The sequence below is a fragment of the Roseixanthobacter glucoisosaccharinicivorans genome (genome assembly GCF_043195095.2).
GTDB lineage: Bacteria > Pseudomonadota > Alphaproteobacteria > Rhizobiales > Xanthobacteraceae > NCEH01.
Map to the genome: position 1 here is coordinate 3,153,310 of NZ_CM195538.1, position 22,505 is coordinate 3,175,814.

At 63.8% G+C, this 22,505-nt stretch carries 22 protein-coding genes; 9 read left to right on the forward strand and 13 right to left on the reverse strand.

What is annotated here, in order from left to right:
- Nucleotides 1-61: 61 nt before the first annotated feature.
- Nucleotides 62-388: a DUF736 domain-containing protein gene (locus V5F78_RS14650; RefSeq protein WP_394071326.1), complete on the reverse strand. Its 327-nt coding sequence runs from the start codon at nt 386-388 to the stop codon at nt 62-64.
- A 241-nt stretch (nt 389-629) separates the two neighbouring features.
- Here V5F78_RS14650 and V5F78_RS14655 point away from each other — a divergent pair, with 241 nt between their 5' ends.
- Complete coding sequence (locus V5F78_RS14655; protein WP_509276238.1) at nt 630-842, forward strand: hypothetical protein; 213 nt, start codon at nt 630-632, stop codon at nt 840-842.
- A gap of 120 nt (nt 843-962) precedes the next feature.
- On the opposite strand, the gene V5F78_RS14660 is transcribed toward V5F78_RS14655, so the two are convergent.
- The 6 genes from V5F78_RS14660 to V5F78_RS14685 all read right to left on the reverse strand — a co-directional run bounded on the left by V5F78_RS14660 (nt 963) and on the right by V5F78_RS14685 (nt 7,940).
- Nucleotides 963-1,403 carry a hypothetical protein gene (locus V5F78_RS14660; RefSeq protein ID WP_394071325.1) on the reverse strand — a complete coding sequence of 147 codons (441 nt, stop codon included), beginning with the start codon at nt 1,401-1,403 and terminating at the stop codon, nt 963-965.
- Between the two features lie 148 nt (nt 1,404-1,551).
- The gene (locus V5F78_RS14665; protein ID WP_394071324.1) at nt 1,552-1,719 is read right to left on the reverse strand and encodes a hypothetical protein; all 168 of its coding nucleotides are present in this window, start codon (nt 1,717-1,719) and stop codon (nt 1,552-1,554) included.
- A 299-nt stretch (nt 1,720-2,018) separates the two neighbouring features.
- Complete coding sequence (locus V5F78_RS14670) at nt 2,019-2,948, reverse strand: DUF2493 domain-containing protein (protein WP_394071395.1); 930 nt, start codon at nt 2,946-2,948, stop codon at nt 2,019-2,021.
- 362 nt (nt 2,949-3,310) lie between these two features.
- Nucleotides 3,311-4,363, reverse strand: coding sequence for a DUF7146 domain-containing protein (locus V5F78_RS14675; protein ID WP_394071323.1), 1,053 nt, complete (start codon nt 4,361-4,363; stop codon nt 3,311-3,313).
- 92 nt (nt 4,364-4,455) lie between these two features.
- The gene (locus V5F78_RS14680; protein ID WP_394071322.1) at nt 4,456-6,546 is read right to left on the reverse strand and encodes a ParB/RepB/Spo0J family partition protein; all 2,091 of its coding nucleotides are present in this window, start codon (nt 6,544-6,546) and stop codon (nt 4,456-4,458) included.
- A 197-nt stretch (nt 6,547-6,743) separates the two neighbouring features.
- Nucleotides 6,744-7,940: a DUF932 domain-containing protein gene (locus V5F78_RS14685; protein WP_394071321.1), complete on the reverse strand. Its 1,197-nt coding sequence runs from the start codon at nt 7,938-7,940 to the stop codon at nt 6,744-6,746.
- Between the two features lie 219 nt (nt 7,941-8,159).
- Between V5F78_RS14685 and V5F78_RS14690 the strand changes: the two genes are divergently transcribed.
- Nucleotides 8,160-9,317 (forward strand): IS110 family RNA-guided transposase, encoded by a 1,158-nt coding sequence (locus tag V5F78_RS14690; RefSeq protein WP_394071320.1) that lies wholly within the window; start codon nt 8,160-8,162, stop codon nt 9,315-9,317.
- A gap of 304 nt (nt 9,318-9,621) precedes the next feature.
- Here the strand turns inward: V5F78_RS14690 and V5F78_RS14695 are convergent, their stop codons facing one another.
- The 5 genes from V5F78_RS14695 to V5F78_RS14715 form a co-directional block, all read right to left on the reverse strand.
- The gene (locus V5F78_RS14695) at nt 9,622-10,167 is read right to left on the reverse strand and encodes a DUF6886 family protein (protein ID WP_394071319.1); all 546 of its coding nucleotides are present in this window, start codon (nt 10,165-10,167) and stop codon (nt 9,622-9,624) included.
- A gap of 184 nt (nt 10,168-10,351) precedes the next feature.
- A complete protein-coding gene (locus tag V5F78_RS14700; RefSeq protein ID WP_394071318.1) occupies nt 10,352-11,041 on the reverse strand; it encodes a Fic family protein in 690 nt (229 codons plus the stop codon).
- 51 nt (nt 11,042-11,092) lie between these two features.
- On the reverse strand, nt 11,093-11,593 hold the full coding sequence (locus tag V5F78_RS14705) for a hypothetical protein (RefSeq protein WP_394071317.1): 501 nt from the start codon (nt 11,591-11,593) through the stop codon (nt 11,093-11,095).
- Between the two features lie 3 nt (nt 11,594-11,596).
- The gene (locus V5F78_RS14710; protein ID WP_394071316.1) at nt 11,597-11,938 is read right to left on the reverse strand and encodes a Vch_cass14 family protein; all 342 of its coding nucleotides are present in this window, start codon (nt 11,936-11,938) and stop codon (nt 11,597-11,599) included.
- Nucleotides 11,939-11,966: 28 nt separating this feature from the next.
- Nucleotides 11,967-12,521 carry a hypothetical protein gene (locus tag V5F78_RS14715; protein WP_394071315.1) on the reverse strand — a complete coding sequence of 185 codons (555 nt, stop codon included), beginning with the start codon at nt 12,519-12,521 and terminating at the stop codon, nt 11,967-11,969.
- 149 nt (nt 12,522-12,670) lie between these two features.
- On the opposite strand from V5F78_RS14715, the gene V5F78_RS14720 reads away from it, so the two are divergent.
- Nucleotides 12,671-14,158, forward strand: a complete 1,488-nt coding sequence (locus V5F78_RS14720; protein WP_394071314.1) for a PDDEXK family nuclease — start codon at nt 12,671-12,673, stop codon at nt 14,156-14,158.
- Complete coding sequence (locus V5F78_RS14725) at nt 14,155-14,841, forward strand: hypothetical protein (RefSeq protein WP_394071313.1); 687 nt, start codon at nt 14,155-14,157, stop codon at nt 14,839-14,841. Before V5F78_RS14720 ends, V5F78_RS14725 begins: the two co-directional genes overlap by 4 nt.
- Here the strand turns inward: V5F78_RS14725 and V5F78_RS14730 are convergent.
- Complete coding sequence (locus V5F78_RS14730; protein WP_509276239.1) at nt 14,838-15,998, reverse strand: hypothetical protein; 1,161 nt, start codon at nt 15,996-15,998, stop codon at nt 14,838-14,840. The two genes, V5F78_RS14725 and V5F78_RS14730, sit on opposite strands and share 4 nt — an antisense overlap.
- A 73-nt stretch (nt 15,999-16,071) precedes the next feature.
- Here V5F78_RS14730 and V5F78_RS14735 point away from each other — a divergent pair, with 73 nt between their 5' ends.
- The 5 genes from V5F78_RS14735 (at nt 16,072) to V5F78_RS14755 (ending at nt 22,379) form a co-directional block, all read left to right on the forward strand.
- Entirely contained in the window at nt 16,072-16,803 is a 732-nt protein-coding gene (locus V5F78_RS14735; protein ID WP_394071311.1) for an AbiV family abortive infection protein, read from the forward strand.
- 130 nt (nt 16,804-16,933) lie between these two features.
- Complete coding sequence (locus V5F78_RS14740; RefSeq protein WP_151690319.1) at nt 16,934-17,527, forward strand: DUF6088 family protein; 594 nt, start codon at nt 16,934-16,936, stop codon at nt 17,525-17,527.
- Nucleotides 17,520-18,551, forward strand: a complete 1,032-nt coding sequence (locus V5F78_RS14745) for a nucleotidyl transferase AbiEii/AbiGii toxin family protein (RefSeq protein WP_394071310.1) — start codon at nt 17,520-17,522, stop codon at nt 18,549-18,551. Before V5F78_RS14740 ends, V5F78_RS14745 begins: the two co-directional genes overlap by 8 nt.
- Nucleotides 18,551-20,623: an ATP-dependent nuclease gene (locus V5F78_RS14750; RefSeq protein WP_394071309.1), complete on the forward strand. Its 2,073-nt coding sequence runs from the start codon at nt 18,551-18,553 to the stop codon at nt 20,621-20,623. The genes V5F78_RS14745 and V5F78_RS14750 overlap by 1 nt, the downstream gene beginning before the upstream one ends.
- Nucleotides 20,616-22,379, forward strand: a complete 1,764-nt coding sequence (locus tag V5F78_RS14755; protein ID WP_394071308.1) for a UvrD-helicase domain-containing protein — start codon at nt 20,616-20,618, stop codon at nt 22,377-22,379. Before V5F78_RS14750 ends, V5F78_RS14755 begins: the two co-directional genes overlap by 8 nt.
- Nucleotides 22,380-22,505 lie beyond the last annotated feature (126 nt).

Consider the following 22,505-nt stretch of genomic DNA (forward strand, 5'->3'; position numbering starts at 1 on the left):
GTCCCTTCGAGCAGAAGGCGATGCCCCGCCCGGACCAGCCGGACGGGGCATGGGGAGCGGATCAGTCGCTCCGGCGGCCGTTGGGGCGGGACCAGATCAGGCTGTAGCCCTCGCCCTCCTCGTCGTCGAAAAGGTTGGCGAAGATCGGGGCGGTGAAGCTCGGATCGTCGAGCTTGAGGCCCAGATAGTCGCGGCCCTCGTTGGAGCGCTTGGACCAGGCGGCGCCGATTTCCACCCGACCGACATAGACGCGGTGGCTGGGGCTGTTGTCGCCAGTGCGGGCGGCTTCGGGAACGATCCGGACGTTCTTGGCCTGGACCGAGAGGGTGACGATTTCGCCGGTGAACTCGTTCGAGCCGGTCTTCTTGAAGGTGCCGATGGTGGCCATGGTCGTTCTCCTTGAACTCTGTTTCGAGCCCGCACCATTGCGGCCTCGATGGCGATCGGTTGGCCGGAGGCGATCGACGGCGCACCCCGAAGGGGCTCGACAGCAAAGGAGGGCTTTCTTGTTGCGCGAGGAATGACGGCGCAGCCGGCAGGGGAAGAAAGTTTGACGCCGCTGTTGTGCCATAGGCGATCGAGGCTTCAGCCGTCCTTCGGCTAGATCAGCCCATTGAAGAGGCCGTTTGGTGCTCTCGATCTACAGAGATGACATCAAGGAGAACGTGGCGACCGTCGCTCTGGAAATGAGCCGACGCGGGCCTTCGGCGGATAAGGCCCTTCTCCATCCGGGCGACGCTCGGTCGTTCGAAACCAACGCTCTGCGCGAGCCCAGTTTAGCGAACCGCAATGTCAGCCGCGTGGACGTAGCGCGAATACGCTTGGTCGAAGTGCGCCTGTAAGGGCGCTGCCGGTGCCGTCGCGGTGACAATCCACACGCACCGTCAGACCCTGCCATCGCCGACGACGAGAATGGGCGCGGCCGAGGCTAGATCCGCGTCCCGCCCTGGCCGCCGGTCGTATCAGGTCCGCGCCATGCCTTGTCCGGCCAGTCCGGGCGTAGCCATTCCCGTGAAGCGCAAGCACGCCGTGATGCCGACGGCGATCGCACCGATCACTGCGAAGATCGTTTGCCAGGTCGCGGAGGGCATCGCCATGTGCGCGATCCCGTAGGTGGCGCTATATCCGGCGACGACGGCGGGTGCGACGAAGAGCAGGATGATCAGAAGCCGCAGCCAGGTCCAGGGCACGAACCCCAGCGCGAACTGGCCGATCCCGAACGTCGCCCCGCCGGTGACCAAGCCAACCAGGATGCCCCCGAGCACGCCGGCGCCACTGTGAAACGCCCAGACGCCGAGCGTCAGGCCCACGAAGAACGGCAAGGCGAAGACAGCAAGGGTGAAGAGCAGCCAGCAGATAAAGCAGATGCCGGCGATGACGAGCAGTGGTCCAAAGATGATCATGGCGGTGTTCTCCGAAAGATAAAGGTCTGACGGTCGCGCCTTCCACCACCACCACGGCGCGATCTCGAATATAGCCGAAAATGGGCAGGAACGGGAGCGGAATTCCCGTGGGAGTTCCGCTGCCCGGGCAGCCTAAGGATCGGCCTCTTCATCGCTGGAAGGGGTCGAATTCGTGGACGATGGCGGCCGGATCGCCGTCATATTCACTGGCGGGCATGGCGCCGTATCCGCCCGTTCCGGCTCGGAAAATGACGACGCAGACCATCAGGGTTCGAGCGAGGTTCCAGCCGTTGGCGAACGCGAGGGACTGAGACATTGATCTGGCTCCTGTGCTCAGGCGGGGGCCATCCCCGCGCGACAGGCGCCCGATGTGTTCGGCCAGGGGCCGCAATCACCGCGTAGACGAAGACGAAGCGGCGGCACGCATGGCGTAAGCCGACCCCTTGCGGGTTGATGGCGTCAGGGCCGTGGTCGGACCAAGGATCAGCGCTTCGAGACGCGGGGTGGTCCTTGCCGACAGGAGTCAGGCGGCGTTCCGTCCCTCACCGACGTGTGGGACCGCGGCGGCGTCGCGTGTTGAACGCCCGTGAACAATCGAACACGGCAAGGCGACGCTTACGCGCCGCCGAACTTCCAGACCGGGATGCCGAGCTTCTTCGCCTTGTCGGCGAGGTTGTCCTGGATCCCGGTTCCGGGGAAGTGCAGGACGCCGATCGGCAGCACATCCAACATCGCATCGTTGCGCTTGAAGGGTGCGGCTTTGGCGTGCTTCGTCCAGTCGGGCTTGAAAGCGATCTGCGGGACCTTGCGGTTGTCGGCCCATTTGGCGGCGATCAGCTCGGCACCCTTGGGCGATCCGCCGTGCAGCAGGACCATGTCGGGGTGCTTGGCGTGGACTTGGTCGAGCTTGGCCCAGATCAGCCGGTGATCGTTGAAATCGAGCCCGCCGGTGAGCGCCACCTTCGGGCCCGCGGGCAGGAGCACCTGGTTGTCGGCGCGTTTCTTCGCCGCCAGGAAATCGCGGCTGTCGATCATCGCCGAGGTCAGGTTGCGATGGTTGACCTTCGATCCATTGCGCGGCCGCCAGGCTGAATGGGTGTGCTGCTCGAACTGGTCGCCGGCCTGGTCGCGCATCAGCTCGAAGGCGTTGCGTCGTTCGATCAACGTCTGGCCTTCCGCCGTCAGTCGCTCCAGCTCGACGGACTTGACCTCGCTGCCGTCCTGCTCCCGCTGCGAGCGTTGCTGCGCCAGTTCGTTGTCGTCGAGTTCGCGTTCGATCCGGTCGATGGCGCGGTGGAAGACATTCACCGTCGACCAGAGCAGGTCTTCGAGGTCGGGTTCGAGGCGCGTGTCTGAAAGCGCCACCATTAGTGCGTCGAAGATGTCGGAGATGCTGCCCGCGAGGATATTCGCTTCGGGAAGCGGCCGGGGGTCGGGTTCGTCGTGAAAGGGGCGGTAGCCGTAGAGCTGGAGTTCGTGGAGGACCTGGTCGGTCGTGGATGAAGAGTGGTGTGGTTCGAAGTCGTCGTCGCGGTCGGTGGTCATCGCAGGCTTCCTCGTCGGATCGACCGCGCCCATCGCGGCCTTCATGGCGACGAAGGCGGCGGGCGGTCCGGACCTGCACCCGGAGCGCAGCGGAGGGCCGAAGCGGCAGCGGAGGATGGCGAAGGCCGGCGATTTTGCTTCGCGATGGAAAGCGGCGCTACTCGGGGTCCCCGCGCGATCTATCGCGTGGGGTGGGTCGGGCCGCGCCGGAAAATCGCTGGTCGCAGCCATTGCCGGTCCGGGCCGTTTGCCGCCCGATCGCCCTCTCAGAAGGCCGTGGGGGCGGCCCTTTCCGACTTTGGTGGAGCATGACCGCCAGCCTCGCCGTGACGGCGCGGACGCGTCTTCTCATCCCGTTCCGGCTATCCCGCCAGCTCCATGAAGCGGGCAACGTCCTGTGCGGCGATCTGCACCCGGCTTGCCGCCCGAAGCGCATCGATACCGAGCAGCCGGAGATCCTCGTTGAAGTCGCCGAGCTGCGGCGAGATCACGATCGCCTCGATGCCAGCCTTTTGCGCCCGGTCGATCAACGTCGCCATCGCGCCGTCACCGGCAGGATCGTCGTCGCGGGCGATGTAGAGCCGGCGAAGCGTGTCCGGGAACAGGATGGCGGAGAGATGCGCCGCCGAGAGCGCCGCGACCATCGGCATAATCGGCAAGACGCATCGGAGCGACAGCATCGTCTCGATGCCTTCGCCAGCCACCATGACTTCGCTCGCTACGCCAAATCGTACAGCGTGACCGAGAAGGTCGCCCATCGCCCGTCGCGGCGTGTCGATCGGCGCCTTGCCGAGCGTCGCCTCGCTGAAGCCGCCCGGATCGAGCCAGGTGCGATGCGCCCCAGTCTGATGCCCTGCTAGGTCGGTGACGGAAGCGATCATCGCCGGCCAAGTCTCGGTCGAGCTATCGTCGTCGGGCCGATAGTAGCAACGCGGATGGAAGCGGAGGCTTCCGGTTCCGTGCAAAGTCGTAATGCCGCGATTGCGGAGATACGTTTCTACGAGAGTCCCGGAAATCGGCTGCGACATGCCGAACAGTCGCCGTGACGCTTCCGGCGATCCGGTCGGGGCACTGGGTCTGCGTACTCGGGATTGATCGGGCTCCGGCTCAGGATGCGGGAGGCTAAGGAAGGATCGCGCCTCGTCGGCGACATCCTTGAAGTCTACCAGGCCACAGCTTTCGCGGATGACGTCGAGCAGGTCGCCATGCTCGCCGGTGGCGGCGTCCGTCCATTTGCCCGCTGGCCCTTTCGTCGTGTCCCTAAGCCGCACGAACATGGAACGGCCAGCGACGTTGCGGGCGTCGCCGACAAGCCAATAGCCGCCTTCACGACGGCCGGCGGAGAGGTAATGGCGGCACACTGCCTCGGCCTGCCGACCTAATCGTTGTGCGAGATCATGTGCGGTGTTGCTCATGACGGTCCTCGAAAAGAAAAGGCCCGCCGCCCAGGTCCCCGAAGCCTGCTTCGTGGGGTGGTCCGGGCGACGGGCCTCGTTGCAGTCGGCAGCTATTCGGCCGCGATCATCGGCTCGCCGGCATCGTCATTCTGCGGGACCGGCTCGTCATCGTCCTCCGGCAGTTTTTCGCTGGACTGCTCTGCGGTTTCCTCGGCCGCAGATTCCGGCGCGGCTTCGGCTTCGACGGCGCGACCCGGCGTGCGGAGCGGCTCGGGCAGCCAGCTGGTGTCGGCCAGGAGCGTCTCGGCCTCGGCCGCCATATCGCCCTTCTTCAGATGCTCGATCCGATCGGCGGCGCGCTGCCCCTTCGCCTGGGAAACCGCCTGGAGGATGCGAGCCTTCGTCACCCGGCCGAGGAAGTTGTCCACGGTCGGCTTCCACCCGGCTGCCGTCATGTCGAGGTCGACCGCCTGCGCTAGTCTGTCGGCGTGAGCGGCGGCACGGGGCCGCCGGTTCCAGGGCTCGTACACCGCATTGACCGACAGGCTGACGATGTGGGCGAACAGGCCCGCCTGGCTGTCGCGGTCCCATTCCTGCAGCGCGCCCCAGAGATCGGCCGATTCCTTGGGCAGCGCCTTCGACCAGCCTTCGTGCCGAGCCCGGATCGCCTCGGCCGACGCACTGTCATTGAGCCCCGGCGCCTGCGTCCCGAAGCTGACGCTCTTCAGGTCCAGCTCGAGGCAGCTATCCGAGCCGTAGTGGTAGAAGGTCTTCAGCGTCAGAACGTGCAGGGCTGCGACAAAGGCGACGTCCGACCGCTCGCCCAACGCGTGGCGCAGGCCCAGCGTCCGGTGCGAGGTCAACTCGGTCATCAGGCGGTCGGAGATGGGCGAGAGACCCTCGTCCTCCTCCCGCTCGGCGTCGGGCTCCGCCGTCATGACGACCTCGTCGCCCTCGTAGGTGGCGGCCGTCTCGCGCTCGTCCTCGCCATCCACGTCCGGCTCGGACGCTGGCTCGGCCGCCAATTCGTCTTCCGGTCGGACATAGCCCCGCTCGACCCGAAGCTGGCCGTCGGCGCCGATGCTGATGAAGGCGCCGGCGCGCGCGATCTCGACGCTGTCGAACACCGCGGGACGGTTGTCGAAGGCCTCGATCAGCGTCTCCAGCTCCGACAGGCGCTCATCCACTTCCTCCGGAAGCTCGTCGGCGTCTTGGTATTCCTCGGACAGCCGGTCGAACTCCACCTGGAGCGCGTCGCGGCTCGCTTCCTCCTCGGCCGACAGCGGCACGGCCTCGCCGCGAAGCTGGCGCAGACCGAAGGCATGGCCATAGGCGAAGTCGGGGGCGACCTCGATCCATTTCCAGCCTTCGGCGGCGATCGCCTCGGCGTCCGCCTTCAGCTTGTCGGCCACCATCTGATCGACGAGCGGGACATCCTGCAGCCAGCCGCCATCATCGCCCTGGAACAGATCGCGCAGCACCGTGCCGCCGGCCACCACATAGGCGTCGAGACCGATGAACTGCGCTCGCTTGTCGGAGGCGCGGACCGCATCCTCGGTCAGCATGCGGCGGATGACGTAGGGCTGCTTGTCGTAGGAGACCTTCAGGCGCTCGAAGACCTGCTCCTGGCGCTCATGGTCGCCGGAGACGGTGAAGGCCATGAGCTGGTCGAGCGTCATGCCGTCCTCGGCATAAACGTCGAGCAGCGCCGGCGAGACCGACGCGAGCTTCAAGCGCTGCTTCACCACGTTGACCGAGACGAAGAAGGCGGCGGCGATCTCCTCCTCCGACTGGCCCTTCTCGCGCAGCGCCAGGAAGGCGCGGAACTGGTCGAGCGGATGTAACGGCGCGCGCTGGACGTTCTCGGCGAGTGAGTCCTCCTCGGCAATGCCGCTGTCGCGGACGATGCACGGCACCGGCGCAGTCTTAGCGAGGCGCTTCTGCTTTACGAGCAGCTCCAGCGCCCGGTAGCGCCGGCCACCGGCCGGGATCTCGAACATGCCGGTCTCGATGCCGGCCTGGTCGACGACAGCGCGCACGCTCAGGCCCTGCAAGAGGCCGCGGCGGGCGATATCGTCGGCCAACTCCTCGACCGAGACGCCGGCCTTCACGCGCCGCACGTTCGACTGGGAGAGCAAGAGCTTGTTGAAGGGGATGTCGCGCGAGGGCGAGAGGGTGATCTTCTGAACGGTGGTAGCCATCGGGATGTACTCCGCGACGAGCGCCGAAAGCCTCTCTCTCGGCATCAACTCGTCACGAAGCGCAGCGCCGCCCTCTCACTCTGGAGGGCAGCGCCGCAGAATCGACGACTTCCAATTAGCGCACCTTCGACTCCCAATTAGCCGGCATCGGCTGAAAGCCGGAGACGCGCCTTTCCGTATCTCCGGCTTTCCGGGACTCAGGCCGCCCGGTCGAGCAGCTTCTTGGCCCGCGCCTCCAGGTCGAGCCGCGCGTCCTGCTGGGTCTTGTCGCGCGCGACGGCGGTGATGCCCTGCACGAAGTCGAAGACGCTCTCGGGCTTGCGGCCTTCCTCGGCCAAGACGGTCCCGATGATCTTCGCCGTCTCGGCCTTGGAGAAGCCACGCTTGCGCAGGAAGTCGCTGCGGTCCTCGTCGGAGCGGGCGACGATCTTTTCCCGCGCCGCCTTGATGCCGTTGACGAAGGGGAGCGGCGAGGAATTGGCGAAGCGGGTCAGCGCCGGCGCCGCCTCATGCGCGAAGCGGGAAGCGGCGTATTTCGAGTGGCGGATGGTGATCTCCTCGAAATCCTCGACGCCCCAGAGATTGCGGTTCTGACAGACCGCCCGGAGATAGAAGCTCGCCATGCCGAGCGTCTTCGCGCCCACCTCGGAGTTCCAGCAATAGAAGCCGCGAAAATAGAGGTCGGGCGAGCCATCCGGCAGCCGGCCGGCCTCGATCGGATTCAGATCGTCGACCAGGAAGAGGAAGACGTCCCGATCAGAGGCATAGAGCGTCGTGGTGTTCTGGGTAATGTCGACACGCGGGTTGTAGATGCCGGTCGACCAGTCGAGGACACCCGGCACCTTCCAGCGAGTGTCGCCCGTGCCATTGCCAGCGATGCGCCGCACGGCCGAGACCAGCTCATGATCGAAGATGCGGCCGTAGTCGGGCCCGGTGACGGCGCGCAGCTCGACGCGGCCATCTTCGATCTCCAGCGTCTTCACCTGCTCGGCGCGATGGGAAGTCAGCCCGTATTGCAGGTTGATTCCGGCGAGTGGCGCCGGAAGCTGGCGCAGATAGGCCGCCGGCGCGCCGACCAGGCTGGCGAGCTGGCCGAAGCTCCAATGGGTGGGCGCGATCGGCGCATCAGACCCAGGCAGCATCAGGGCCAGGCGCTCTGCATCGTCGCGGCTGGCGTCTACCCGGATCGCCGCGCTCTCGACGGTTCGGGTGCGGCTCCGCTCGGTCCGGCCACGGACGGCGGCATAGAGGTCCGACAGGGACAGGTAGCGCTCGTCCGCTGGCCGCGAGAACCATTCCGACGACACCCGGCCGATCCGCTGGCCGCGGCTCGCATCCACCTTGTAGCCGTCAGCGCGGTCGCGAGCGGCGTCCAGAATCTCCACATGGGTCATGGCTAGTCTCCATGACGGGCGCCGGAGGCCTCTCCTCCAATCTTCAACCCGTCACGGCGAAGCCGGTCCGTCCTCTCACTCTAAAGGGGCGTTGCGGGGATCTCTCCGCAGAAGGGGGTGCGTCGGCGACCGCGGCGCCGACCAGGGGGAAGAAGCTATGGGGCCGGTGCTGAAGATCTGAGAGCATCGTCGCATCTTCCACCCGACGGAGACGCCCCGATGAAGCTGATTGATGATCTGAGCCGTTCGCTTGTGGCCTTTGACCAAGAGTCCGCAGTCGTCGCAGTGATCGAGTTGAGTAACGCAAGCTGGCTCGTCGCCGGCACATTACCCGGCGTTGCGCGCCGGCCACTGAAGAAGCTGGACCCGGATCCGGCGGCGCTGGAGCAGTTGCTGACGCGCTGGCGGATCGAGGCCGAGGCTGCCGGGCGACAGATCGGCCGGATGATCGTCGCCTATGAAGCCGGCCGCGACGGATTCTGGTTGGCGAGGTGGCTACAAGCCCGAGGCTTCGAGACCTACGTCATCCACCCCACCAGCGTGGCGGTGTCGCGAGAGCATCGCCGATCCAAGACCGACCGGCTGGACTCCGCCATGCTCATGCGGGTGTTTTTCGGCTGGCTGCGCGGCGAGCGCGGCCATTGCAGCATGGTCGCCGTCCCCAGCCTCGAGGAGGAGGACGCCAAGCGACCCAGCCGCGAGCGCGAGAGCCTGGTCGGCGAGCGGACCCGGATCATCAACAGGGTCAAGTCCGGTCTGCTCAGGCTCGGCGTGCGAGGCTTTAACCCGGCGCTGCGGCGGGCCGCCAAACAGTTGGAGACCCTAGTCACGCCGGAGGGCGCAGCCCTGCCGCCCAATACCCTGGACGAGGTCCGCCGCGACCTGGCGCGTCTGGCCGTGGTGCGCGAGCAAATCGAGGCCATCGAACGCGATAGGCTGGCGCGCCTGCAGCAGGCGCCGAAGTCGCGGTCCAACGCCATGGTCGTGCTGTTGGCCCGTGTCGTCGGCGTCGGCCTGGAGACCGCCGACATGCTGGTCCAAGAGGTCCTGTCGCGGCCGCTGCGGGATCGCCGGGCGGTCGCGCGCTACGCCGGCCTGACCGGCTCGCCCGACGAGAGCGGGGCTCGGCGACGAGAGAAGGGTCTGGCCAAGTCCGGCAACGCCCGCGTGCGCCGTGGCCTGATCCAGTTGGCCTGGCGATTCCTGATGTTCCAGAAGGGCAGCGGCCTAGCTGCCTGGTATCGCTTCCGAACCGAGGCGGCGCCGACCGGGCGCAAGAAGATGATCGTCGCCCTGGCCCGCAAGCTGCTGATCGCCTTCTGGCGGCTGGTGACCACCGGCGCCGTGCCCGACGGCCTGGTTCTGCGCGCGGCTTGAAGGAGGCGCTGGCCCGCAGGAACGACAGAGTTTGACGGCGACCGGAAGCTCGGACGCCGTCTATCAAGATCCGAGGTGGCGGTGACACGAGGAACGCCGTGGCCAATACGCCGAGGGAAGAATGTGCCCGCCGCCTCGGAGCCTCGCACTCGAAGCGAATGGCTGCTTCATGGTCCAGGTCCCCCGGCGGACCTAACCGAATACAAGGTTGCGGTGCGATCCGTCGCGCCCGAAGGCGAGCTCCCCTCGGATCAAAATCTGAAGTCCCCCTCAGCGGACCTTCGGGCAGTCCTTCTAGATGCAGCTAGACCTTATCTGAGACCCACTCTCTCGCGTTCCGAAGCCTAATGCCGCTGGCGTGGATGGAACTCGACCAAATGTCCCGAAGCGGCGTGAGCCGAGGGATCGGCCGCAGCTCGACATCACAGGACGCCAGTTCGCCCACGAGGTCGTCAATCAACGCGACGCCCAGGGGTTCCACTCGAACACGGGATACCCACATCCCTGCATCCTCAAGGTTCTCAAAAGATGCCGGCGGCAGGTCGTACCGGTAGAGACTTCCGCTTCGGACGCGCTCCAGCCACCCGTCTTCGATGTAGGCGATGATCCGGCTCTCGGCACTGCCCCACCAGAGGTCTCGATCCTCGGCGGTTGTGGCCGACGTCTGCCACAACAATATGCGCGGGCAGTCGCGCGGAAAGAGGTACATCGCCTGGTGGAGCTGGTCGATTGCCCACACGAGCGGTCCATTCAGCCATTCTCGGCCGCCCGGTCGCTGGGAAGGAACAGCAACCGGGCGAGGCTCAAAGACGTCAATGGCGCCGTGGTCGCTGAAATGGAATAGCCGCATCCAATCAGATGAGCATTCCTAGCATCCGCATTCCACCTTTTCTTGGGACCAGGTCGGAGCCTGGCCTGGCAGCAACTGGTGAGTGAGGGTTAGCCCCATCACCCTCCATCGAGCCTCGTAAGGCCCTTGACAGAGAAATCCCCATACAAGGCTTTCCCCTCAAGGACCAGTCCGGAGGCTTCGTCTATGCGTAAGGCGACACCGTCCCGACATGCTTGCGCGGTGCGTTGAACGGACCGTCGAGAAAAAAGGCGAGATATTCGGCCACCAAGCCCAGTTCGCCATTCTCCTCGCCAACGGGCGCTCGTGTAAAAATTTCCAGGGCGCTCGCCAGCAACCGGTCATAGGGCCGCGGATGAATGGCGAAGCGTGCAGAGAGCGGGTAGCCGAATTCGGTTGCCATCGCCGCGAAGATGGCGCGCTGCACATGCCCATTGCCGTCAAGGAACGGGTGGATCTTCCCGAACCAGCAGAACGTGTAGCTCAACGCTATCAGCTTGCCGAAGTCGTCAGTGCTCTCATCGCCAATCAGTTCGCGGGTTTGTTGCAGAAGCTGATTCATGCGGGCGGGCACCTCGCCCGGCAGGCAGAATTCATAGTGGTTTCCAGGCTCCATTTGGCTGTCGGCGGAAATCCTCCGATTGGCCAGCGAGGTTCCAGCGGTGCCGCGATAGGCGCCGGCATATTCGCCGTGGTCCGGTGGTGCGAAAGACGCGAACAGCTCGCGATGAAGATCGCGCGGATCGGAGAAGATGGCCTGTCGGCGTTTGGGATCGGCTCCAATTTCCGCCAACAGCGCCGTGCATCGGGTCGTCATCGTGGAATCATAGGCGGGCGCGTTGTGAGCCTGCCAAAGCGGCGGTGGTGCAGTCATTCGATCTCTCCAGCGCGCGCGGCGCCTGCGTTTTTGACGGTGCAGCGCTGTCTAGTGCAAGGGCGCAGAGGTTTCACCGAAGGCGGCCTCGGCCTCCTTCAGGCAGCGATCCCAAAAGGCCATCGCGGCGTGAAGCTTTGGCAGGACAGGTCTGCCCATGCGGTCGCGAACCTCGCGCGCATCGAAACCAGCGACGTGAGACACGCCACCCGGCACCGACGGGTCGGCGACCACCGCAATCGGACCGAAGGCCTCGCTGCGCAGTTGCAGCCCACCCTGGAATTCCTTCAAGAGGGCGTTGCGCGTCGGCTCGATGAAGTCGCCGAAGATCGGATCCCGCTTCCAGGTTGGCCACTGCGCCTTACTCCAGGCACGCCGGTCGGTGTCGGCGCAGTCCACCTTCTCGAACACATGACCAACGGAGCGGAGGAGGGCGATGATCGCCACATATTGGGATTGATAGTCGGCGACTGGCCGCATCATGCTGTCGTCGCGCTCGAAGCGGGCGACAAGGTCGCGGATGAAGTTGAGCTGGGCGCGCGCAACAAGCATCGTTCACAAGGCCCGAAAGGCCGCTTCGATATCGGCGGGCGTGTTGGTGTCGTCGAACGCGTGCAGCACCGCGCCGGTCTGGGTGCGGTCTCGGATTTCGATCTTCTCGGTCTCATGGTTGTAGGCGAAGACGTATGTCTTACCCGCGATGTTCACCCACAGCATGTTGGCGGGACTGCCGGCGAAGCGGCGGATCCGGATGGAATCGGGTTCGCCGCGCCAGATGATGCCGCCGAGCAGCGCCAGGGCGATACCCTTCACCTTGCCGGCGTGATGATCGGCACGCCCCATTACGCCTGTGGCGTAGGTGTGCAGTTCTTCGACGTCCTTGGCCGTGATCGCCATATATCCTCCCCTTGTGGTGCTTCGCCGCTCAGGCGCGGCGGAGCATGCGTTCGATCCGCACGCGCTGATAGCCGTGAGAATGGACCTGCTGGCGCAGTTGCCGAATGTCGCGGATGTTGAAGGCCACGGCCGCTTTGAGTGGGCTGGCGAAGGTCGCGTAATAGGTCCAGCGCGTGTCGGTAGGTAGCGGCGCATTCTGCCTGCGATCGGTTATCGCCACATCGCGCGGGTCGCTGGTGCTGCGGAACGCGTGAAACGTGACCCAATCCGGCCGACGATACCGCGCCGCCTTGCTGAACGGCACGGACTGTACCTTCACGTCGGCCTGGTCGAGGACCCAGCCCTGCTGCTCAAGAATCTGGCGCACCATGTGGCCGACCATCTGCTTGACGCGATCGGCCAGGATGTCCTCGCGGAATTCAGCGAGGAGCTGTTCCTCCATGCCCTCCACGGCTGGCTTGCTGAGTTGAGACGCGGTCTCCAGCCGGGCGACGTTTTCAGGCAGGGTGACAAAGGCCCAGATGCGCTGACCAAGTTCGGACGCATAGAGCGACGCAAATTTCTCGGGGCTATAGGCAAACATGACAAGGCCTCCTTTACCGGGCATATTTGCCCGGTTATAAGTGCCTGTCAATGGCGGTTGCGGACAATCCGCGACCAAGCGGGAAGAAGGCGCGGGGTGCCATGCGGACGATATCTGGACCTGAAGCGAGGGCACTAGTCGAAAGCCAGTTGGCTGCACACGGCAACGGCGTGCTTTCGGTTCTCGCCCCCTATCGGCGCGATGATGCGATAGCCGCATGGCACGAGACGATCCGAGCCGTGGAGGAATTCATCAATCTCCCGAAATTCGGGATCGCCGACGATCGGCTCCGGGCTTGGTTGTGCGCGATCCGGCTGGACGATGCGTTTGTTTCAAACCCGGGCCCGACATGGCTAGCTGTGCGTCAGGCGCTCGCGGGACATCTCGAGCCGCCGGTCATTTCTCGCTTCATACGGGTCATGCTCTACGCGGGCGCCATGGGCGCAGCCTTTGCTCAACACGGCCTCAACGCCCGCAGTGCAAGCATCACGCTCGACACGATCGGCGGCGCAGTCGACTATTTTCAATCGCGGCGACGGCACTTCGTCTCGCTGCTCTACACCATGCCCTATGCCTGCTCGGGCTCGGTCGTTCTCCAGCCTTACGATGCGCTGACCGTTTTCATGCCGCAGGTCGAGCATAGCTGCATCGCCATCACCGGCTTCCATCAAAAGTTGGCGCTACTCGAGGCGTTGCCGGATTTCAGTCTGGAGGTCGACCACATCGGCGCGATGGCGAGCCACGGCTTCGAGACCTTGGACGACTATTTCCTCGAACCGGAGCGCGCATCGATCCATGTGATGGCCGAGCTGCGCGGCGACCAGTTCATGATGCCCGCCATGGAGCCGCTGGATCGAACGAAGATCTTTTCGGCCGCCGAACTGCGCAATGGCGTGAAGCTGATCGGGGCGACCTACGAGACCTTCGGCCTGAAGGACTCCGATTTTTCCGCCATGGGCCTGCTGGTGGTCGCCTTCGCACGCCATTGCCGCGACGACTATTACGTCGAGATCGGAAAGGAGAAGTTCCGCTCGATGCTGCGCGCGCAATCCGCGCTCGATCCCGCGGAGCTTGAGACGCTCCTCGTCAACAAGCCCTCGGACTATGCGACGAACACCAATGCCTATCAGCCGTTCCTGGACCTTGGGGACAGGGTCGTCTCGAACGTCAATCTTCTGTCGCGCTTCCTCTACGCGTTCAAGAATGTCCACCTCGGCAGCCGCCGGCGCTTCCAGATCCATGCCGGCTTCATTTTCGAGGACATGGTGAAGCGCGACCTCGACGGCATGGGCTTCGCCGTGACGGACATCAAGCGGATCAATCGGAAGGAATTCGATGTCGTCGCCACGCGCGGCGGCGTCATCTTCAACATCCAGTGCAAGAATAACTGGGTTGATCTGTCGAAGATTGAGGCGGAGCGCGCGCTGTTCGTCCGATATAACAGATCCCTGACGAATTATTATGCGCGCGCCCTGAAAAAGGAGCGCGGCCGCGAGCATCTTCTGAAACAGGCACTGGGAATGGACAAGGTCGTGCATTACGTGGTCAGCCGATTTCCGGTGATCGGCGCCGACCCCGCGGTGATCAACTACAATCAGATCGATCGGCTTGGTTTCGCCGGCCAGGCGGGCGCATGACGAATCCTGCTGATATTCGGGACCTGCTCTTACGGTTCACGGGCCCCGACCTGACGCAGACGCTTGCGCGGATCGAGGCCGCGGTGCGCGGCGTGGCGGCGGAGGACTGCGCAAACTTTCTCGAGGGCGCTGGCGTGGGTCGGGAGGCGCTGGCTGCGGCCGCCGAGATGAAGCGCCTGGCTGGGCAGATCAATGTGACCATCCATGCGCTCGGCATCCTGCTCTGCCTTCCGCACATCCTCGAACCGGACGAGCGGGTCGAATATGTGTCGCTCGGCGCCGGGAATACCGGGCGCGATTTCGACCTGGAGACCAACCTGCGGGTCGCCGAATTCAAATTCATAAGGTGGCGGGGCGGTGCGGAGTCGATCCGTCAGAATTCAGTGTTCAAGGATTACCTGCTGCTCGCCGAGCATCCGACAGCAAAGCGAAAATATCTCTATCTGCTCGGCACCGAACATGCGCTCAGATTCCTACGCGGCGGTCGCGCCCTGTCGAGCGTGCTGAGCCGGAACGACAAGCTGCAGAAGATGTTCGCGGATCGCTTTGGCGAGGCGTTCCGGACGGTCGGCGACTATTACGCGGTCCACTCAGGCGGAGTGGAGATCGAGGATGTCTCCCCGTGGCTTTCGGAGCTGGCGGAAGAGTTGATCGCGGAGCCGGACGCGGGCGCCGACGACTAGGGCGCGGGACGAGTGACGCGGGTGCGGCGTGCGCCGCTACTCGCTGGCGGGCGCGTCGCGGTCAGGAGGGCTTCCTCCGCCGATTTCTGCGGTCCCATGAAGTCCATGCGATCGGCGATATAGGCGCCGAATGCGCGGGCATCTTCGGATGACGGCATCGGGACCCCGTGTGTGAGCGGAAGAAACGCCGTCAACGCGATACGGTAGAGCGGCGCGGCATATTCAAAGATCGTCCGCTGGGGCGTGGGGAGAAAAAGACTGCTGCGCTCCACGGGATTGCCGTGAAGGAAATCGTTTCGGCACTCGTAGAGCACTTGATAGAGCCAGGACGCCAATGTCCGCTTCACCTTGGTCTTGCCGCCTGTGTCGTGGACGAGCTGGCTGCTTTCCGACTCTGCCCAGGGCGTCCGCTCGATCATCTCGAACACCTTGTCGCGGTTCGCCTGGCCGCTTCCGCCAGGATGCACGAGAATCTCGAAAGCGCTGACCCAAAGGGAGACGACCCGTCCAACGTCGTAGAACGTCGTATCGGTGCCGGCCGGCAAGAGCGAGGCTTGGTAGGCCATGTTGAGCGACCGCATCAGCGCGACGTCCTCCCAGGCTGGCTCCGTGGCCTCGTAGCGTCGACGCCAGCGGGCCATGAGCGCGGACAGGAGCGGCTGGTCGATGTCTCTTTCGCCGAGTGATGTGCGGAACAGGGCCGGCGACGATTGACCCTTGAAGCGAGAGAGCTCATGCGTGCCGAGGATCGCCGGCGTGCTGCCGATCACGTCTTCATAGTGTCGGTCGAGCATCCAGGGGTAGATGGCGAAGGCCTCGCCGAACAGCACGCGATGCCCGCGCGGATATCGGAGTTCCAGCGCCCGGCCATGGGTGACCGCCGCGAGCGCGATAAGGTCTCGAAAACTTGCCAGCGCCGTCACATCGCGAAAAATCGGCGGCGCGGCCGAGCCGAGGATCAGGACCGAGGGCTCGAACTTCTCTCCGAAATTGTCCGCGAAGCGGTTGAGGAAGCGTCTGAACGAGGGATGCGCCCGTTTGAGGGCCGCAACGCGAGGGTCTTTGACGGGCGCGAGCGCCGCGATCTCACAGCCGATGGCAGCTTCCAACGGAATATTCGGCAGGACGAATACCGGCGTCCAATCGGCAGCAGTCATGTGTTATTCCTGTCTCGACGGCAAACGCCTGCGGTCGCTGAAGTATTTCTGTCTACAATATGCTGGAACAACAATGAACGACATCGAGCGGGACGACAGGGGAGAGAAAGCCGCGAAAGGCGACCAGGCGCCGTTGGCGGTTCTCGTCCGCGGCGCCGAGAAGACATTCGATAATGCGGAGCGCCTTTTTTTCGAGGCGGAGCTTCTGGTGAAAGCTGGCGCGGTGGCGCGTGCCCTTTGCCTTCACCAGATCTCTCTCGAGGAGTGTTCGAAGGTCAACAACCTCGGCGCCTGGGCGGTCAGCCTGGTTCTTGGGGTCGAAGTCGATCAGAAGAAGGTGCTCGCCGCCTTCGGGCGTCACGCGGCCAAGAATAAATCGAATGCATACATGCTGAAGGGTTCGGAGGCTGAAACCGATGCGAAGGCCCGTGGCGACTGGGAGGCTGCCATGGAGGCGTTCAGGCAGACCCAGGACGAGTTTCACGAGACGTCGAACCGCGCCAAGAATGCCTCCCTTTACGTGGACTGGGTTGATGGTGAGTTCACCGCGCCAAGCGAGCGCATCACCAAAGAGATGCTGGCCGAGATCACCGAGCGCAACGCCGAGTTTCTCGGCTATGCACAAAGCGGGCTGAAGATGCTCAAGCGGCTGGAGACGTCGCCGGATGTAATGAAGGGCCTGCTCACGCCTTTCGTCGAACAGGCCGAAAAACTCCGCGAAGAGAAGCCGGACGATTTGATGGGCGCAATGGAGACATTGCTGTCGGGCTTTCTCGAAGAGGGCAAGCAGAAGCTGAAAGGTTAGGCTTGGCATCGAACGCCCCTCCTCTTCGAACGGGGCCGCTCTCGACAGATGGGCAGGTCGGGAGGGTAGGCATCTAACCAATCTTGAAAACTGTCAGAAAACCGCGTATATTTCTGACAGGAGATTTGCGATGCAGCGCTTGACTGAACAGATTCTTGAGCATGCGACGCGACTGTCGGAGGGCACGCCCGTTGCGGCTAAGAGCTTGCTTCACCTTGGCAATCGCGCCGCGGTGGATCAGGCCCTGTCGCGTCTGGCCGAGCGGGGGCAACTGATCCGGGCCGGACGCGGAGTCTACCTCCTGCCGGTTACGAGCCGGTTTGGGACCAGGGCGCCGTCGGTGGAACAGGCCGTCGAGGCGCTCGCCGCCCAGCGCGGCGAGGTTATCGTCTCGAGCGGTGCTGCTGCCGCCAATAGCCTCGGGCTGACCACGCAGGTGCCGGTCCGGTCCGTCTATCTGACGTCGGGGCGCACCCGGAAAATGAGCCTTGGCAAGCAGACCGTCGAGCTTCGCCACGCACCTCGCTGGCAGCTCGCAATGCCGCATCGGCCAGCGGGTCAGGCGGTGCGAGCACTCGCCTGGTTGGGGCCGGAGAAGGCCGAGGCGGCCCTCAAGACCCTGAAACGGAAGCTGCCGCCCGCCGCCTTCAGCGAGCTGGTGGCGGCGGCACCGCAGCTTCCGACCTGGCTCGCGCAAAGCGTGGGAAAGGTCGCGCATGGCTGACGCCTTCCTGCTCCTTCCGGCCGAGGATCGCCGGGAGGCCTTGAGCGTCGCGGCCGACCGTTCGGGCCGACCAGCACACCTTCTGGAGAAGGACGCATGGGTGGTGTGGGCGCTGGCGACGCTCTACGGCTCGCCGCTTGGAGAACATCTCGTCTTCAAGGGCGGCACGTCGCTCTCAAAGGCCTATCAGATCATCCGGCGCTTCTCCGAGGATGTCGATCTGACTTACGACATCCGTGCGCTCGCCCCCGACCTCGTTGGAGACAATGGCGAGGCGCTACCCAGAACGCGAAGCGAGGAAAAGCGCTGGACCAGCGCAGTGCGCGAGCGCCTGCCGCAATGGGTGACCGGGGCCGTTCAGCCGGTCATCGCCGAAGCCCTGGCGAGCGGCCCCCTGTCTGCGGCGATCCGGGTCGATGGCGATAAGCTCTTCATCGACTATGAGGCGACGACGGCAGGGTCAGGCTACGTTGCCCCTAGCGTCATGCTCGAATTCGGCGCCCGCTCAACGGGCGAGCCCGCGAGCCTACGAGATGTCACTTGCGATGCGGCCGGCCTGATCGATGGCGTCGACTTTCCAACGGCTCGGCCGAGGGTCATGCATGCGGAGCGGACCTTCTGGGAGAAGGCGACCGCGATTCACGTCTTCTGCCTTCAGGAACGGCTGCGCGGTGATCGTTTCGCCCGTCACTGGCATGACGTCGTGCGCCTTGATGAAGCCGGCTTTGCGACCGCCGCTTTCGCGGATCGCGAACTGGCCAACGCCGTGGCGCGCCACAAGGCGATGTTCTTCGCCGAGAAGGCCGTAGACCGCTCTCAGATCGACTATGGCGCAGCCGTAAGGGGCGGCTTGCAGCTCGTCCCGGCTGGCGACGGGGCGAGCGCCCTCGCGGAAGACTATGATCGGATGATAGACGATGGGCTCCTCCTCGAGGAAGCCGAACCGTTCGATGTGCTCATGGCGCGCTGCGCCGAAATAGCTGCAAGAGCGAATGGAGCGGCAAACATAGAAGGGGGAGGTTGATGCGGATCAAAGGGGTCGAAATCGAAAACTTCCGACTTCTGCGAGATGTCGCAGTGGGCTTGGAAGATCGCACTACGCTGATCGTAGGACGAAATAATAGCGGGAAGACCTCGATAGCAGAGCTGTTCCGACGACTCCTCGGCGACAAGTCACCCTCATTCAGGGTGGAGGATTTTTCCCTCGGTTGCCACGAGCGCTTCTGGACAGCGTTCGAAGCCTTTCAGGCGGGAGCCTCTGCGCCAGACGTCATTATACTCCTCCCATCGATCAAGGTCACGATCGACATCAGCTATGATGTCAACGCTCCTGATCTCGGCCCGCTGAGCGACTGCATCGTCGATCTCGATCCGAACTGCAGCGAGGCAAGGCTGATCCTCACCTATGGTCCTCGGCCAACCGCGCCGGCAACGCTTTTCGCTGACCTGGCGGTCGGTGAGGATGTTGCGGCCAACCGTTTAACCTTGTTTCGGGCGTTGGGTAGTCGCGTGCCAGGTGCCTACGCGGCGTCATTGGAGGCTGTTGATCCCAATGACCCGACCAATCGAAAGTCGCTGGAGCCGAAAACGCTCACGTCGCTGGTTCGGGGCGGCTTCATCAACGCACAGCGCGGCCTCGACGACGACACGCACCGCGAGCGGGATGTGCTCGGAAAAGTCGTTGAGGTGCTCTTTCAGTCGGCTCTCACCGATCCTGTCGATCCCGAGAAGCGGACGACGGCCGAACAGCTCAAGGCGGCCGTTGAGCAAATTCAGGGTGATCTGCACGCCGGCTTCAACGCGAAGCTCACCTCGCTTCTGCCGACGTTCGACCTGTTCGGCTACCCCGGACTCTCCGATCCCGGCCTCGTTACCGAGACCAGCTTCGACGTCGATAAGCTGCTGAACGATCATACCAGGGTTCGCTACGTCGGCGTCAACGGCATGACTCTGCCCGAAACCTACAATGGGCTCGGCGTGCGCAATTTGGTCTACATGCTACTCCAGCTACTGCGGTTCTTCCGCGAGTATCAGGCCACACCGACGGCCGCTGGCGTGCATTTGATCTTTATCGAGGAACCGGAAGCGCACCTGCATCCTCAGATGCAGGAGGTCTTCATCCGGCAGCTTGATCAGATCACTAGCGCCTTTGTCACTCAACTCAATGAGAACAAGCCCTGGCCGGTCCAGTTCGTCGTAACCACCCACTCTCCGCATATGGCGAACGAAGCGCGCTTCGAGGCCATGCGCTATTTCCTCTCTGTACCGGATGGGGCCGGAATGCGCCGTTCGGTCGTGAAGGATTTGCGTAAGGGCATGGGTGGCGCGACCGAGCCCGATCGCGAATTTCTGCATCAGTATTTGACCTTGACGCGGTGTGATCTCTTCTTCGCCGACAAGGCGGTCCTGATCGAGGGCACGGCAGAGCGGATTCTGCTCCCCGCAATGATCCGCAAGACCGACAGCGAGGCCGCTGGTCAACCGCAGCTCGGAAGCCAGTATCTCACGGTGATGGAGGTCGGCGGCGCCTATGCGCACCGCTTCTTCGATCTCCTATCGTTCCTAGAACTGCGTACTCTCATCATAACGGACATCGATGCAGTGAAGCCGAACGACGGCGGAAAGCGTGTGGCCGTGCCTGTGGCGGAGGGCGTGTTCACCAGCAACGGGTGCCTGAAAACCTTGTTTGGCGACGACGTTTCGCCGGAGGCTCTGCTGGGAAAGACTGCGGCTGAGAAGACAACTGGCATTCGGCGCATCGCCTTTCAGATACCGGAAGACCAGGGCGGACCGTGTGGCCGGAGCTTCGAGGACGCCTTCATCTTGGCCAATCCTGCACGCTTCCTCCTTGGCGACGGCGACCGCGCGCTTGCGGCCTATGCGCTGGCTAGTGACCAGAAGAAGTCTGCCTTCGCGCTGGAGCACGCGATCGAGCAGACTGAATGGAATGTTCCCCGATATATTGCCGAGGGACTGCGCTGGCTGGCGGAAGGAAATCCCGCCCCCGCGGATCCGGTTCCGCTGGTCGCGGTCGAGATCGTTGCTGACGCCGCAGGCGTCGCGGTAAACGTGGCCGAGGTTGGCGACAATGGCTGAGGAAGCGGAAAATCCCGCAGACGCCGCCGGGCGCGTCGCCCTTGAGCGGATGTTCGCTTGTCTCGATGAGGGGCGCAGCTTTCGACTGGAGGCAGGCGCTGGTGCTGGAAAAACCTACTCGCTCGACAAGGCGCTTCGTCGCCTGATCGATCGCCGGGGCTCCGAGCTTCTTCGCCGCGGTCAACAAGTCGGCTGCATCACCTACACCAACGTCGCCAAGGACGAGATCATCTCCCGCATCCAGGCTCATCCGGCGGTGCGCCCTGAAACGATCCACGGCTTTTGCTGGTCCATTCTGCAGGACTTCCAATCAACGCTCCGCGCTCTTGTGCCCGCTCTTGAGGGTTGGGCGGAGCGTCTCGAACCTGTTGGTGGCATCGGAGCGCGCCGAGTCCACTACGAGCTGGGATACCCCAGCGTCGGCGACCAGCAGGTGACACTTCGGCATGACGATGTTCTGGCGCTGATGATGCAGGCGCTTGCCTATCCGAAGTTCCGATCGGTCCTCACGGCGCGTTATCCCATCCTGCTCATCGACGAATACCAGGACACTGACGCCGGTTTCGTCGATGCGATCAAGGCGTGGTTCCTGGACATGGGCCAGGGTCCGCAGCTCGGCCTGTTCGGCGATCACTGGCAAAAGATCTATGGCGAGGGCTGCGGGCTGGTCGAGCACGCAGCGCTGGAAGTGATCGACAAGAACGCGAATTTCCGATCCGCCGACCCGATCGTTCAAGTTCTCAATCGAATGCGACCGGCGCTGCCCCAAATGGTGCGTGATCCCGCTTTGCCAGGCGAAGCGCGCGTGTTTCACACCAACCTCTGGCCCGGGGTTAGACGGACCGGGCAAGGGGGTGGGCACTGGACCGGAGATACAAGCGCCGAGGCCGCAAAGGCGTATTTCGCGCACATCAAGCATCGGCTTGCGGCGGAGGGCTGGGACCTGGCGGTCGGGAAGACGAAGATTCTCATGCTCAGCCACAGCGTCCTCGCTCGAGAACAGGGCTATTCGAGCATTCCGCCAATCTATGGCCAGTTCAACGATCCCTGGCTGAAGAAGGACGATCCTCATATCAAATTTCTGGCCGACCACTTGGAGCCGGCTTGTGCCGCCTTCGAGGCAAAACGCTATGGTGAAATGTTCGGGTGCTTCGGAACCGTGACGCCCAAAATCCACAAGCACGCGGACAAGGTGGCGTGGACGCAGGCCATGACCGCTCTGATAGGGCTGCGAACGTCGGGGACGATCGGCGAGGTCGTCGACTTCATCGCCGCTCAGCCGCACATGCGCCTTCCAGAGCCTGTGGAAGAAGCCGAGCGGCGACTCGCTAATGCCGGCCCCGAGCCGGTGGAAGGAGAGTCGCGTCGCATTACCCAGCTTCGGAAGCTGCGAGCAGTCCCTTATACGGAACTGATCGCCCTCGACCGCTTCATCGATGGGCATACCCCTTTCGCCACCAAGCATGGTGTCAAGGGCGCAGAGTTTGAGAACGTGCTGGTGATCGTCGGTCGCGGATGGAACAAATATAATTTCGGCCAGATGCTGGAATGGATGGAGCCCGGTCCGCCCGCCGACAAGATTGAGTTCTTCGAGAACAATCGCAACCTGTTCTACGTGGCGTGCTCTCGGCCAAAAACCCGGCTGGCTTTACTGTTTACGCAGGTGCTCTCTCAGAATGCGATGGCGCGACTTACGAATTGGTTTGGCGCCGCGAACATTGTAGCCCTCCCTACCGACCCTCAAGCGCCATCCTGAGCGTCACCCCATAAGCTTTTGCGCGTTTCTCCCGAAGCTTGTTTGCGATGGGAGCCCGCTCATGGCAGGTAGCAATGCCGTGGAGAATTCGGGAATCCAGCCCTTTGGCCCTGGTGGTATTGCAGT

Bases quoted from the DNA above. Each gene is read 5' to 3' on its own strand.
- V5F78_RS14675 (WP_394071323.1), bottom strand. From the start codon at position 4,363: ATGAGCAACACCGCACATGATCTCGCACAACGATTAGGTCGGCAGGCC.
- V5F78_RS14695 (WP_394071319.1), bottom strand. From the start codon at position 10,167: ATGCGGCTATTCCATTTCAGCGACCACGGCGCCATTGACGTCTTTGAG.
- V5F78_RS14665 (WP_394071324.1), bottom strand. From the start codon at position 1,719: ATGTCTCAGTCCCTCGCGTTCGCCAACGGCTGGAACCTCGCTCGAACC.
- V5F78_RS14685 (WP_394071321.1), bottom strand. From the start codon at position 7,940: ATGACCCATGTGGAGATTCTGGACGCCGCTCGCGACCGCGCTGACGGC.
- V5F78_RS14750 (WP_394071309.1), top strand. From the start codon at position 18,551: ATGCGGATCAAAGGGGTCGAAATCGAAAACTTCCGACTTCTGCGAGAT.
- V5F78_RS14725 (WP_394071313.1), top strand. From the start codon at position 14,155: ATGACGAATCCTGCTGATATTCGGGACCTGCTCTTACGGTTCACGGGC.
- V5F78_RS14740 (WP_151690319.1), top strand. From the start codon at position 16,934: ATGCAGCGCTTGACTGAACAGATTCTTGAGCATGCGACGCGACTGTCG.
- V5F78_RS14730 (WP_509276239.1), bottom strand. From the start codon at position 15,998: ATGACTGCTGCCGATTGGACGCCGGTATTCGTCCTGCCGAATATTCCG.
- V5F78_RS14745 (WP_394071310.1), top strand. From the start codon at position 17,520: ATGGCTGACGCCTTCCTGCTCCTTCCGGCCGAGGATCGCCGGGAGGCC.
- V5F78_RS14680 (WP_394071322.1), bottom strand. From the start codon at position 6,546: ATGGCTACCACCGTTCAGAAGATCACCCTCTCGCCCTCGCGCGACATC.
- V5F78_RS14755 (WP_394071308.1), top strand. From the start codon at position 20,616: ATGGCTGAGGAAGCGGAAAATCCCGCAGACGCCGCCGGGCGCGTCGCC.
- V5F78_RS14735 (WP_394071311.1), top strand. From the start codon at position 16,072: ATGAACGACATCGAGCGGGACGACAGGGGAGAGAAAGCCGCGAAAGGC.
- V5F78_RS14660 (WP_394071325.1), bottom strand. From the start codon at position 1,403: ATGATCATCTTTGGACCACTGCTCGTCATCGCCGGCATCTGCTTTATC.
- V5F78_RS14690 (WP_394071320.1), top strand. From the start codon at position 8,160: ATGAAGCTGATTGATGATCTGAGCCGTTCGCTTGTGGCCTTTGACCAA.
- V5F78_RS14715 (WP_394071315.1), bottom strand. From the start codon at position 12,521: ATGTTTGCCTATAGCCCCGAGAAATTTGCGTCGCTCTATGCGTCCGAA.
- V5F78_RS14670 (WP_394071395.1), bottom strand. From the start codon at position 2,948: ATGACCACCGACCGCGACGACGACTTCGAACCACACCACTCTTCATCC.
- V5F78_RS14705 (WP_394071317.1), bottom strand. From the start codon at position 11,593: ATGCTTGTTGCGCGCGCCCAGCTCAACTTCATCCGCGACCTTGTCGCC.
- V5F78_RS14710 (WP_394071316.1), bottom strand. From the start codon at position 11,938: ATGGCGATCACGGCCAAGGACGTCGAAGAACTGCACACCTACGCCACA.
- V5F78_RS14700 (WP_394071318.1), bottom strand. From the start codon at position 11,041: ATGACTGCACCACCGCCGCTTTGGCAGGCTCACAACGCGCCCGCCTAT.
- V5F78_RS14650 (WP_394071326.1), bottom strand. From the start codon at position 388: ATGGCCACCATCGGCACCTTCAAGAAGACCGGCTCGAACGAGTTCACC.